The 13,028-nt window shown below is 65.9% G+C and carries 9 protein-coding genes and 1 pseudogene; 5 read left to right on the top strand and 5 right to left on the bottom strand.

Annotation, left to right across the window (positions count from 1 at the left end):
• Window positions 1-61: 61 nt before the first annotated feature.
• Window positions 62-751 carry a hypothetical protein gene (locus DT603_RS03690; RefSeq protein ID WP_162348507.1) on the top strand — a complete coding sequence of 230 codons (690 nt, stop codon included), beginning with the start codon at window positions 62-64 and terminating at the stop codon, window positions 749-751.
• 2 nt (window positions 752-753) lie between these two features.
• Entirely contained in the window at window positions 754-1,257 is a 504-nt protein-coding gene (locus tag DT603_RS03685) for a DUF2846 domain-containing protein (RefSeq protein ID WP_162348506.1), read from the top strand.
• A gap of 59 nt (window positions 1,258-1,316) precedes the next feature.
• Here the strand turns inward: DT603_RS03685 and DT603_RS03680 are convergent, their stop codons facing one another.
• Window positions 1,317-1,835, bottom strand: coding sequence for a hypothetical protein (locus DT603_RS03680; protein ID WP_162348505.1), 519 nt, complete (start codon window positions 1,833-1,835; stop codon window positions 1,317-1,319).
• A gap of 250 nt (window positions 1,836-2,085) precedes the next feature.
• Between DT603_RS03680 and DT603_RS03675 the strand changes: the two are divergent.
• The 3 genes and pseudogenes from DT603_RS03675 to ppa all read left to right on the top strand — a co-directional run.
• Window positions 2,086-4,155, top strand: a pseudogene (locus DT603_RS03675) (sodium-translocating pyrophosphatase); the annotation flags it as partial.
• A 42-nt stretch (window positions 4,156-4,197) separates the two neighbouring features.
• Window positions 4,198-4,548 (top strand): OmpA family protein, encoded by a 351-nt coding sequence (locus tag DT603_RS16190; RefSeq protein ID WP_281350894.1) that lies wholly within the window; start codon window positions 4,198-4,200, stop codon window positions 4,546-4,548.
• A gap of 263 nt (window positions 4,549-4,811) precedes the next feature.
• On the top strand, window positions 4,812-5,360 hold the full coding sequence (ppa, locus tag DT603_RS03670; RefSeq protein WP_162348503.1) for an inorganic diphosphatase: 549 nt from the start codon (window positions 4,812-4,814) through the stop codon (window positions 5,358-5,360).
• Between the two features lie 39 nt (window positions 5,361-5,399).
• On the opposite strand, the gene DT603_RS03665 is transcribed toward ppa, so the two are convergent.
• The 4 genes from DT603_RS03665 to DT603_RS03650 form a co-directional block, all read right to left on the bottom strand.
• Complete coding sequence (locus tag DT603_RS03665) at window positions 5,400-6,413, bottom strand: aspartyl/asparaginyl beta-hydroxylase domain-containing protein (RefSeq protein WP_162348502.1); 1,014 nt, start codon at window positions 6,411-6,413, stop codon at window positions 5,400-5,402.
• 143 nt (window positions 6,414-6,556) lie between these two features.
• Window positions 6,557-9,352 (bottom strand): TonB-dependent receptor, encoded by a 2,796-nt coding sequence (locus tag DT603_RS03660; RefSeq protein ID WP_162348501.1) that lies wholly within the window; start codon window positions 9,350-9,352, stop codon window positions 6,557-6,559.
• A gap of 48 nt (window positions 9,353-9,400) precedes the next feature.
• Window positions 9,401-10,330 (bottom strand): helix-turn-helix domain-containing protein, encoded by a 930-nt coding sequence (locus tag DT603_RS03655; protein WP_162348500.1) that lies wholly within the window; start codon window positions 10,328-10,330, stop codon window positions 9,401-9,403.
• A 140-nt stretch (window positions 10,331-10,470) separates the two neighbouring features.
• Window positions 10,471-12,789: a winged helix-turn-helix domain-containing protein gene (locus tag DT603_RS03650; RefSeq protein WP_162348499.1), complete on the bottom strand. Its 2,319-nt coding sequence runs from the start codon at window positions 12,787-12,789 to the stop codon at window positions 10,471-10,473.
• Window positions 12,790-13,028 lie beyond the last annotated feature (239 nt).

Raw genomic sequence — 13,028 nt, 5'->3', positions numbered from 1 at the left:
TGGCACGGTCACGCGATTGGGTTAGTTTGCGCACCGGGGAATTGCATGGGATGGGGATCCAATGCTGAAACTTGCAGGCATCGCGTTGGCGATGGCTTCGTCGGCCATCTGTATTGCGCAGGAAGCCGGTCCGTCGGCCGCCGCGCCTGTTGCACAATCCGCAATCGCAGAACCCAGCGCAGCATCTGCATGCTGCCGCCTCGTCGACGGAACACCGGTCATCCTGGAGATCCAGGACCCACTGAATTCGTCACTGCTGAAGCGCGGCGATAAATTCAGGCTGCGCCTGGCCGGCCCTTTGATGATCGATGACCGCATCCTAGTCGCCGCCGGCGCCGAAGGCGTGGGCGAGGTGATCCATGCAGAAAAGTCCCGCGGAGGCGGCAAGCCCGGGGAGCTGCTGATTGCCGCGCGCTACCTGGACTACCAGGGGCAGCAGATTGGCTTGCGTGGCTTGAGGGTGGGCGGCAGCGGCAAGGACAAAAGCGCAGCCGCGCTGGCGACTTCCATGGTCGTGGGAGCTTTCGCGCTTTTCATCCACGGGCAGGAGATCGAAATCCCGTCGGGCACCCTGGCCCAGGCAAAGATTGCGCAGGACATCGATCTGCATCCGGTAGACCTGGCGAAAGCCGTCGCCGTGAATTCCGCAATTCCAGGCGTGTCGCCATCGCAAGCAGGCGACCCGGCTTCTCGCTCCTCTGAAAATGCAACACCGCAACCTACCGAAACCACCCAACCACCAAAGGAATAACCATGCGTTCGACGCTGCACCGTTCTTTGCTGTCCCTGATCCTGGTCTGCCCGTTTTTCGCCAATGCCGGAGAAGCATCCGTCGCGGCAGAGGCCACGGTCGCTGCGCCTGGAGCCGAAGCCACGGCCACTGCCGTTGCTGCCGCACCCGCTGGTGCAATCGGTGCAGCGCCCGCCGGCAAGGGCCAGATCGTGTTTTTCCGCGAGAAGAAATTCGCCGGCGCCGCCATCAACTACAAGGTGCGCGAAGGCGAAACCGAGCTGGGCAAACTGAGCAGCGGTACCTACTTCGTGCACGTGGCCGATCCGGGCGCGCACGAATACACCGTGCATTCCGAAGCCAAGGACATCCTCAATCTGGAAGTCGAAGCCGGCGAGACCTACTACGTGATCGGCAGCATCACCATGGGCTTCATGGCGGGCCGACCGAACCTGTCACCGTCGGACCAGGCCGTGTTTGACGGCATGTCGAGCAAGCTCAAGCCCGCCAAGCCGATCAAGCAGTAATCATCCGGCTGGAACATAAAAGAAAGGCCGCGCAAGCGGCCTTTCTTCATTACGGGTGATCAGCCCGCACAGCCTTTGCCTTCCACCTTCATCTCCGCCGCATACAGTGTGACTGCGGGAAGCGGCTTGCCGGCCGCCGCATCCTTCTTCGCATCTTCCAGGTACACGCGCGCGCTGCCTTGCCCGTCCAGCACGGGTTTGTTGTCCGCGGGCTTGCGCCATACGCGCACCACCGCCTGCTGCTTCGGGCAGGCCGCGGCCGGCACGCGGATGACGTCGTTCAATTTCCAGCCTTTGGCTTCCGAGGGCTGCGCCTTGGCGTAGTCGACGAAGCGAGCGCGAGGCTGGCATTGCGGGTCGGTGCGCACCGCGGTGTATTTGTAGGGCGTGGCGGCCTCGCCGGTGAAAACGCCTTCAAGCCGCGCGCAGGCTTCGGGAATCGCGCGCAGCGTGTGCACCGCGCCTATGGCTTGCGGCGTGCCGACAGGGCGTTGGATCTCCGGTGCGGGGGCCGCAGCGAACACGGCAGTGGACATCGGGACAAGACAGCTCAGCAACAACAACGGGGTCAGGCGCATGGGGTTCTCCGGTACTAGCCAGGGCCGCAGGCTGCCACGGCCCGACTGAACCCCGCCCGGCGGCTGGCGGCTGCCATGCCATGCGGGCATACTCGGGTGGCTCCAGGGATTGCTGAACACACCGCGACACGGGCCTCCGATCATCGGGGGTCGCCAAGTCCGCTGCCTGTTTTCCAGTGACTTGCCCGGTTGTTGCGTTGCTCGTTCCCATGCGGTCCGCTGGATGACATCCACAACCTTGGGAGGGGTCATGCTGGAACAACCTGGATTTCTGGAACATTGGGGCTTGTCGTTGGCGCTGGTCTGCGCCGCTGTCGCGATTCTCTACGGCATCATTTCCGCACGCTGGATCCTCAGGCAACCTGCCGGCAACGCCCGCATGCAGGAGATCGCAGCGGCGATCCAGGAAGGCGCCAGCGCCTACCTCAACCGGCAATACACCACCATCGCCATCGCCGGCGCGGTGCTGTTCGTGCTGGTCGGATTCTTCCTCAGCTGGCCCACGGCCATCGGCTTCCTGATCGGCGCGGTGCTGTCCGGCGCGGCCGGCTACATCGGCATGAACGTGTCGGTGCGCGCCAACGTGCGTACGGCCGAAGCCGCGCGCAAGGGCATCGGCGCGGCCATGGATGTGGCCTTCCGTGGTGGCGCCATCACCGGCATGCTGGTGGTGGGCCTGGGCCTGCTGGGCGTGGCCGGCTACTGGCTGGTGCTGGGCCGCATGGGCATCACCGGCGAACCTGCGCTGCATGCACTGGTGGGCCTGGCCTTCGGTTCCTCGCTGATCTCGATCTTCGCCCGCCTGGGCGGCGGCATCTTCACCAAGGGCGCCGACGTCGGCGCCGACCTGGTGGGCAAGGTGGAAGCCGGCATTCCCGAGGATGACCCCCGCAACCCCGCCGTGATCGCCGACAACGTCGGTGACAACGTCGGCGACTGCGCGGGCATGGCTGCCGACCTGTTCGAAACCTATGCGGTCACCATCATCGCCACCATGCTGCTGGGTGGCCTGATGATGGAACAGGTGGGCCGCAATGCGGTGCTGTATCCGCTGGTGCTGGGCGGTGTGTCGATCATCGCCTCGATCATCGGTGCGTTCTTCGTCAAGGTTAAAGAGGGCGGCTCGATCATGGGGGCGCTGTACAAGGGCGTGATCGTGTCGGCGGTGCTGTCGGCCGTTGCGTTCTATCCGGTCACCACCGAACTGATGGCCGACAACGCCTACGGTGCGATGAACCTGTATGGCTGCGCGATCATAGGCCTGGTGCTGACCGGGCTGATCGTGTGGATCACCGAGTACTACACCGGCACCCAGTACAAGCCGGTGCAGCACATCGCCGCCGCTTCGACCACCGGCCACGGCACCAACATCATCGCCGGCCTAGGCATCTCCATGAAGTCCACCGCGCTGCCGGTGCTGGTGGTGTGCGTAGCGATCTGGGGCGCGCATGCACTGGGTGGCCTGTACGGCATCGCCATCGCCGCCACTGCCATGCTGTCGATGGCCGGCATGATCGTGGCCCTGGATGCCTACGGCCCGATCACCGACAACGCCGGCGGCATCGCCGAGATGGCCGAACTGCCGCCGGAGATCCGCAACATCACCGATCCGCTGGATGCGGTGGGCAACACCACCAAGGCGGTGACCAAGGGCTATGCGATCGGCTCGGCCGCGCTGGCCGCCCTGGTGCTGTTCGCCGACTACACCCACAACCTGGACACCCTGGGCGCAGCCAAGGCGGCGGCAGCGGGATTGGACTACACCGCCACCACCTTCGACCTGTCCAACCACATGGTCATCATCGGCCTGCTGATCGGCGGACTGATTCCGTTCCTGTTCGGCGCCATGGCCATGGAGGCGGTGGGTCGCGCGGCCGGTTCGGTGGTGGAGGAAGTGCGTCGCCAGTTCCGTGACATCCCCGGCATCATGGAAGGCACCGGCAAGCCCGACTACAGCAAGGCGGTCGACCTGCTGACCAAGTCGGCGATCAAGGAAATGATCGTGCCCTCGCTGCTGCCGGTCGCCGTGCCGGTGATCGTGGGCATGCTGCTGGGCCCGCAGGCGCTGGGCGGATTGCTGATCGGCACCATTGTCACCGGCCTGTTCGTGGCCATTTCAATGACCACGGGCGGCGGTGCCTGGGACAACGCCAAGAAGTACATCGAGGACGGCCACCACGGTGGCAAGGGTTCCGAAGCGCACAAGGCCGCGGTCACCGGCGACACCGTCGGTGATCCGTACAAGGACACCGCCGGCCCGGCCATCAACCCGTTGATCAAGATCATCAACATCGTGGCCCTGCTGCTGGTGCCTGTGCTGCCGGCCAATGGCTGGCTGGGTGGCAACGAGACCGGCGCGGGCATGCACACCCCGGCCGCGATCACTGCAACGGCTGACCATCCCGGCCAGCTGGCCAGGCTCTACTTCGACACTGGTGCCAGCGTGCCCACCGGCGTCGACGCCGCACTGGCGCCGATCGTGGCCAGCATGCAGAACGACATGGGCCTGACAGCGCGGGTTTCCGGCTTCCACGATGCCAGCGGCGATCCGGCCGACAACGAGGAGCTGGCCCGCGAGCGTGCCCAGCAGGTGCAGGCGCTGCTGGTCGCCAGCGGCATCGATGCCGCGCGCATCATGCTGGACAAGCCGACGTTGACCACCGGCGGCGGTAATCCGGCCGAAGCGCGTCGGGTGGAGATCCGCCTCGAATAAGGCGCGGGTCTGGACGACAGAACTGAAAAGGCGGCCTTGGCCGCCTTTTTTTAGCCCCCTCCCTTGCACAGCAGGGGAGGATTGAGGAGGGGTGCTTTTGATCCTTGTTCCAGTACCGTGTCCTGCAGACTCAGCGCCCAAGGACACCCCTCCTCAATCCTCTCCTACCCGCTGCGCGGGCAAGGGAGGAGGTTCTGCTGCTGCGGCGCAACAGGCAAGCGGGTAGAATGCGCACCCCCGTATTCGCAAGTTGGAGCAAAGGCATGGGCCTGGACCACGTTTCCGCCGGCAAGAACCCGCCCGACGAGATCAACGTCATCATCGAGATCCCGAAGGACTCGGAGCCGGTGAAATACGAAGTGGACAAGGAAAGCGGCGCGATCTTCGTCGACCGCATCCTCTCCACCCCCATGCGCTACCCCTGCAACTACGGTTACGTGCCGCACACCCTGTGTGGCGATGGCGACCCGGCCGACGTGCTGGTGGTGCTGCCGCTGTCGCTGATCCCCGGCGCGGTGATCCGCTGCCGTCCGGTCGGCGTGCTGCGCATGACCGACGAAGCCGGCAGCGACGAAAAAATCCTGGCCGTGCCGGTGACCAAGGTCTTCAACGGCTACGCCCACATCCAGGACATCGGCCAGGTGTCTCCGCATTGGCTCGAGCGCATCGGCCACTTCTTCGAGCACTACAAGGACCTGGAGAAAGACAAGTGGGTCAAGCTGGACGGCTGGGGCGATGCCACTGAAGCCAAGCAGATCCTGCGCGAGTCGATGACCCGCCACGAAAACAGCGTGGAAAAGCCCAAGTTCTGATCATTCCGGCCGGAGCGCTCGAAACGCCCCGCGCCGCGCTCAGCCGACCGTCACCGCACCCACGTGCGGCGGCGGCGCTCCATGGCGATCCAGCTTCGCTTCCTCGCCCCGCGTATCGCCGTCGGCCAGGGCCATGTCCAGCACGTACGAGCACAACGTCTGCATCAGGCCTGTTTCGTTGCGCAGCCCCACTTCGTCGATGCCCAGCGCCACCAGTTCGGCCCGCGTGGCCACCAGCAGTTCGCGATAGCGCGGCCACCCTTCGCGACGTTCGCCGTAACACGACCACAGCGCATGCCAGCGGCGTGCGAACGCCAGCAGCGCAACCTGCAGGGCAGGCAGCTGCGGGTGCGGCACCACCTCGCCCAGCAGGAACACCAGGTGTTCGCGGACTTCCCACGGCGTCATCACGACCGGGGCGTTGACGGTTTCGAAATCCAGCGCCGGTGTCGCCGTCGCGCCCGCATCGATGCGAACCGGCTTCCAGTCCGGCCCACGCGCGTCGGGCGGGCGGCCGGCGCTCAGCAGGTCCCAGAAGCGGGCGCCGCCCACGGTGTCGGCGACCAGGTGGATGCGCGTATCGTTGCCGGCGTTGACCACCCGGTGCCGACGCCAGGTGTCGAAGATCCAGCATTCGCCTTCGGCCATGTTTATCTCGCCTTCGCCACACTGGAAGCGCACCGACGGCGTAGTGACGATGGGCACGTGCACGCGCATGCGTTCGCGCCAGTAATAGTTGATGTCCACGTGCGGCTTCACTTCCGCCTGTCCCGACAGCCGCATCAGGCGGGCCCTGCCCCAGGTCGCGCCCAGTGCCTCCAGCGCCTGCATCACGTACGGGCACTGCTGCAGCCAGCGGGTGGGCCGCATTGCGCCGGCCAGTTCGTCATTGTCCGGGTCGCCGCCGGCAGTGATCAGGGTCAGCGCGCTGTTGCCGTCGTCCCGTTGGGTGCGTCCCCTCCAGGCCGCCGGGTCGATCGCGGCGATCTCCGCGGCCATGGCCGGGGCATCGAACAGGATGGGGAGCTGGATGAAGGGAACTTGCAGTTTCATTGCGGGCCTGGCGCTGATGTCAGGCTTGCAAGTGTGGTTAGGTGACGCCCCGGAGTCAAAAAAAGGCGTAAAAACGCCAGCCGGGTGGCGGGCCGGACGCGCCCAGGCCCCGGGGCTGCCGGGGCCGGGTGCTTGCGCGCCGCTCAATTGAAGCTGAACTTCGCTCCCACCGTGAAGTAACGACCAATCGCCCCGCTGAAGTGCAGCGGGTTGTAGTTGATCGAGCCGTAGGTCAGCGGATCCAGCGGCGCGACGCGGTCGGTCACGTTCTGCACCGAGCCGAACAGCTGGAACGCCTTCGTCGCCTGCCAGCGCGCGGACAGGTCGATCGAATAGAACGACGGGATGCGGCAACCGCGCGGGGCATCGGTGCCGTCGGCGAAGGAATTGGCACAGGTGTCCCCTTCCGAGGCGCGGTTGTCGAAGGCGCTGATGTAGTTGACGATGCCGCTCATGCTGAAGTTGCCGACCTCCCAGGTGGTGCCGAAGTTGATGCGGTTCTTCGGCGTGCCCACGCAGTTGGTCACATCGCAGTTGCCATGGGTGCCTGCGTATTCGAAGCGGGTACCGTCCGGCTCGATGCGCTCGAACGAACGGATGTGCGTCCATTGCAGGTCCATCCCCAGTTTGCCGTAGCGCCCCAACTCGAACTTCTGGCGCACGTCCAGGTCCAGCCCATCCACGGTGGTGGAATTGGCGTTGACATAGTCCACGCTGACCGCGAGCAGGGTTCCGCTGTTGGGCACGCCGGGCAGGTCGTTGTCGGCGCGCACGACGTCGCCTGCGGCGATCGCCAGGTCGGTGTTGCCCGGGCTGATTTCGTTGGTGCGCTTGATGCGGAAGGCATCCAGGGTGAGCGTCGTGGACGGGGTCGGATCGAGCACCAGGCCCACCGAATAGCTCTTGGATTCCTCGGGCGACAGGTCCGGGTTGGGCGAGGTGATGATGGCGATGGGCGCGGCGCAGTCGGCGTCGGTTGCGCCCGGTGCCGCCGTGCCGCCGGGGCAACGCACGGGGTCTTCGGCGGTACTGAAGGCGGCCAGGCCGCCATCGCCTGCCTCGGCGGGATTGGGCGCGCGGAAGCCTTCGGCATAGGTGGCCCGCAAGGCGATCCAGTCGGCGGGGTTCCATTTCAAGCCGACCTTGGGCGTGGTCGCGGTGTCGCCACCCTGGTACTTGTCCACGCGGAAGGCGGCGGAAAGCTCCAGGGTCGGGGTCACCGGTGCGGCGATTTCGGCATACGCCACGGCGACCTTCTGCACGCCGCTGTAGGCCGAATAGCCCAGCCCGATGATGTCACCCACATCGGTATAGGTCTGTGGCGAGAGCTTGGTGCTCTGGCGGCGGAATTCCGCCCCCAATGCCAGTCCCAGCGGGCCGCCGGACAGGTCCATCAGCGAACGCGAGGCCTTGAAGTCCAGGATGTTGAGTCCGCTGGAAGCGTTGGCCTGGATCTCCGGCGAAATGAAGTCGTACAGCTCCTGCGAATTCAGCCCCGCATCGTCACCGATGCGCCAGTAGCCGACCGGGCTGTTGGGATCGCTGAGCGCCGTGCGCACTGCGCTGTAGCGCAGGAAGCCGGTGCGCTTGTTGACCAGCACGGTGGACGAATGCAGGAAGGCGGTATCGATGTCCCACTCGCCCCACACACCCTTGAGCCCGATCACGAAGCGCCGGAATTCATTGGTGTTGTAGGTGGTGCGCGGACCCACGTCGAAGGCCGAATAGCGCAGGCGCGCGGCGACACCCAGCGGGTTGTCCGGATGGGCGGCGCCCAGCACGGTGGCGCCGCCGCCACTGCTGGCGTTGACCGGGCCGCCGGGGTAGCCCCACGCGCCCGACACGCCGGAGGGCGTGTTGTGGAAGACGTTTTCCTTCTTCGAATAACCGACCTCCGAATACAGCTCGAAATTGTCGGAAAGCGAGAAGGTGGCGCGGGCGAAGAAGTTGCCGTACTTCTCGCTGGGCGACAGGCTGCGGAAACGACCGGCCTCCCACAGGCAGCCACCGTTGGGATCCTGCGGGGTTACATCGGAGAACGTCGCGCAGCCGGGCAACGACACATACTGGCCGTCGGCGCCGCGCACGCTGCCGGCGGGCGAACTGGTGGCGTTGCCGGCCAGCAGCTCGCCGGTATCGGGATCGATGACGCCCGGAGTGATGAAACCGGTCAGGAACTGGCTGCCTTCGATGCTGTAGCCCCACGGCCGGATGTCGCCGGTGCCTATCCACTTGCGGTTGCGGCGCTCGCTGACCAGGATCTCGTCGGTCTTGCCGACATCGATGCTGAAGAAGGCGTTGAAGCCATCCTCGGACAGGTTGCCGGTGCCCGCGGTGAACGAGGCCTTGCGCGCATTGCCATCGCTGTCACCCGAGGTGCCGTACGAGGCCTTGCCGGTGACGCCATTGAAATCGCGGCGCAGGATGATGTTGACCACGCCGGCAATCGCGTCAGAACCGTAGATGGCCGAGGCGCCGTCACGCAGCACTTCCACACGTTCCACCGCATCCATCGGGATCACGCTGAGGTCGGTGAATACCTTCTGCCCGTCGTCCGCCAGCCCGTAGGGCGCCAGGCGCCGGCCGTTCAACAGCACCAGCGTGGAGGCCGCGCCCAACCCGCGCAACGATATGCCCGCGCCACCGCCGGCAAAGCCGTTGCCGAAGGTCTTGGGAATGGAACCGGCGCCATCGCTGGTCAGTGTCTGCAGGTACTCGGCGAGGGTGGCCTTGCCGGTGCGGTCGATCTCCTCGCGGTTGATCACCTGGACCGGCGAGGCGGTCTCCACCTGGCTGCGCGGGATGTTGGATCCGGTCACCTCGATGCGGTCCAGGGTGGTGGCATCGGTCTCGGCGTCCTGCGCCTGCGCCAGCGGCGCGAGCAGGACCAGGGCGATGCAGGCCGGCAGCGCGGAACGCCGCAATTTACGCTTGCTCATCTGGGTCTCTCTCCGTGTTCGTTACGAGTGTGTTAACGCCCCACGAAGTTACGGACCCAATGCCCCCGCTGCTTTGCGCTCGCTGCCGCGTGGCTTTGCAGAATCTGTCCCTGCATAGGCGGTATTCATCCGGTAGACGGAGGGCGGCACGCCATGGCGTTCGCGGAAAGCACGGGAAAAACTGCAGTTGTTCTCGAACCCGCACACCGCGCCGATCTCGCTGACAGACAAGGTGGTTTCGGCAAGCAGCCGCGCCGCATGGCCCAGCCGCAACCGAGCCGCCATCGCCTGCGGTCCCTCGCCATACAGCGCATGGAATATCTTGGTGAAGTACCAGGTCGACACGTTGCTCAGCTCGGCCAGCTCGGCCAGGCGGACGTTGCGGTCGACGTTGCCTTCCAGGAACAGGCGCGCACGCTGCATGCGGTCGAACACCTGGCTCTTGCGTCGCATCGAACGCCCGGGGCAGTGATCGATCAGGCGGCCGAACTCGTATTGCGCGTTGCAGAGCTCGCGCAGCAGCGGCACCAGCGGCGTGGCCTCGTCACTGGGATGCAGGCGGCCGCTGCGGGCGAACACCCCGGTCCGGCGCCACAGGCCCACGCATTCACGCACTTCGTGCCGGTCCATGGCGCCGCGCCCGGTGTGCAGGTCCAGATGGGTGAACTGGCGGATCCGGGTGCGTGCCGCCTGCGCCATGACCACACCCAGGACCAGGCTGCCACGGCCGGCATAGACGGCGGGGCGGGAGTCCGGTTCAAGCACCACCCACTCGCCCACCCGCAGGTTGAAGCGGCCCTCGCGCGCATCCAGGTCCGCAGTGCCGCGCACCACCAGCCAGAACGACACCAGCGGCGCCACCACCGCGATGCTGCCGGTGCGGCTGGCCGCCACCACGTTGACCAGGTCCGGATGCTGGAAATCGACGCCTGCTTCCAGCAACTGGTTGCGATCCATCCACGCGGTTTGCATCTTCATGGCCGATTCCTGCTGTGGGTTTGGCGACTGGTTTGGCCCAAACCGGTCCGAATCTCAGGAAATGGCTCCGAAATTTTTCCGATATCTTTGCCCTGCAAAAAAAACCTGCCGGTTTCAACCCGTTGCGCGCCTAGCGCGGGTTACTGCTTGGGCGACTGCGCAATCGGCACAGCGGCCGGATCTGGGGACAGGTCGGCCCAGCCGATGTCCGCGTTGTTTGAAAGGTCCATGGTGATGAAGACCGATCGGCCCGAGCGCTCCAGGCTGGGCCCCAGTGCCCACGCTTCGGTGCCGCTGTCCAGGCACAGCGGGGACTGCCCGGCGGGGGCACCCATCCTGATCCAGCCTACCGGGCAGTCTTCGGTCCACTCCATGAAATAGGCGCCGTCGGTGCCCACGTCCCAGCGCTTGTACTCCTTGGGCGAATGCGGGCGATCCGCGTCCAGGACCTGCACCGACTGCAGGCTGGTGTCGGCCTGCCAAGTGCCGGGCTTGATCACGCGGCTGAAGTACACCTTGCGCGTGGCCGCGTTGAAACGCAGCAGGGCCACGTCCGGCAGCGACGCGAGTTCGTGCCACGGAGTCTGCGAACGGTCGTACAGCACCGCGCGCAGGCGTCCGTTGCCGCTGTCGGAACCGACGATGATGCGGTCGGGACGGTCTGTGTAGGCGGCATAGATGGGGCTGGTCGCCGGCACCGGCAGCAGGTGCATGCGGCCGCTTTCCACTTCGATTTCATACAGCGCCTGCTGACCGGTCTGGTTGCCGACCACCAGCAGCCGGGTGCCGTCCTCCGACCAGACCGGGATATGGCGCGGCACCGGCATCAGCGTTTCGATCGGGCGCGCGCTGTCCGGCCTGGCCAGCTCACCGACCCACAGCTCGAAGCGTGAACCGCGATCGGACATGAAGGCCAGCAGGCGTCCATCGGGGGAAACGGCGGGCAGCATGTCCGACCGGCTGGAAGGAAACACGCGCTGCTTGCCCACCTTGCCGGCAGGCGAGGTGGGCAAGGTGTAGCGGAATATCCCCGAGGTGGACTGGTCGACGGTGAACACCATCGATGGCGACGCCCGGGCGATGTCAGGGGAAACAAGTATCTCGTCGGCAGGCAACGGCGTGACCTTGCCCGTGGCCATGTCGTAGCGGAACAGGCCGACCTCGTTGCCGATGTAACTGAAGATGATGGCGCGGCCATCGGGCATGAAGTCCCATCCGCGGATGTCGCCCTTGACGTTGGTCAGGCGCTGCGGCTTGCCGCCGGCGGCCGGCATCTTCCACAGGTCCGACAGCGAAATGCTGCGGCGGAACACGATCCAGCGGCCATCGGGCGAATAGCGCGGGTCGATGTCGATGTCACCCTCGGCGATGGCGTAGTCGAGCGTCCGCCACTGCCCGCTGGCCAGGTCGAGCAGGCGCAACGGACTGCTCTTTTCGCTCGCCGGCTTGGTGGTCACGCCCATCAGCAGGCCCGAGTCGTCCGGGGTCCAGTCATAGGTGGAGGCGCTGCCGGAAAAACAGTCGGCGATCTTGCGCTCATCGCCGCCACTGGCGGCAATGACCATGACTTCGCAGCGGCTGTCCGGGTTGTAGCGGACGAATGCAAGGCGGCGCCCGTCGTGTGACCACACCGGCATGGAATCACTGTAGCCGACGGGTGGCTGGGTCAAGGGGCGGCCGGGCACGTGCAGCGTGGCCTGCAGCATGATGACGCCGTAGCCTTTTGCATCCATCTGTTCGTAGGCAACCATCGCTCCATCGGGCGACAGGTTCGGATTGGCCTCGCGGCCGGGTTTGGAAGTGATGGTGACGAACGCCAACCGGTTCGCCGGCGCCAGCGCGGCCGTAGGAACGGGCGCCACCGGTGCAGCCGTCGTGACCGCACCCATGCGCCAGAACGCGAACGCCGCCACCAGAGAGGCGATCGCCAGCGCCGCACCCCACGCCATGCGCCTCGCCCCGGCAGCGGGCGCGCGCCCGCTGCCTGCAACCGGGACCGCAGCGGCAGCGGGAGCCGCGCTTGCGCTTGCCTCCGCATCTGCTTCAAGCGTGGCCGGCGGCGCCGTGGCAGTGCCGGCGGCCAGACCGGGTGAGGCCTCATCGGGCAGCCATTCCACCGGCGCGATCAGCCGATAGCCGCCCTTGGAAATAGTCTCCAGGTAACGCGGCGACTCGCGATCATCGGCGAAGGCCTTGCGCAACTGGCCGATGGCCTGGGTCAGCACGTCGTCGGTCGGCAGGGTGTCGGGCCATACCCATTCCAGCAGCGCTTCGCGACTGACCACCTTGCCGTGCTGTCCCACCAGTGCCAGCAGCACGTGCAAGGCCTTGACGGTGATGCGCGAGGGCTCGGCATGCGCGGGCCCGACCATTTCGCGACTGGGTATGTCGACGATGCAGTCGCCGACCTTCAAGCGGTCGGATTCCTGGTGGAACGGATAAGCGCGCGGATTCAGCATGTGGGAGTAGTGCTCCGGTCCTGTTGGAAACAACACCTGTTGCGCACGATGCGGCAATGGTGAGGACAAGGACTGCATAGCGCGCGTTGGCAATGCGGATAACGCAGGCTGCCGGCCTTGGATAAAGTCAGGTCACAAGATCCCGCTGTAGAGCCGCAGGCGATCTCTCTCCGCCTGCAGCATGGCTCACCTCTTTGCGCCTCCGGGCGCAATTTTTTGCGTGTGGCCGCAGCGATGCC

The sequence above is a fragment of the Pseudoxanthomonas gei genome, from assembly GCF_010119615.1.
Lineage (GTDB): Bacteria > Pseudomonadota > Gammaproteobacteria > Xanthomonadales > Xanthomonadaceae > Pseudoxanthomonas_A > Pseudoxanthomonas_A gei.
Note: the sequence above shows the minus strand (reverse complement) of the source record. Positions and strands in the feature narration are given on the sequence as shown.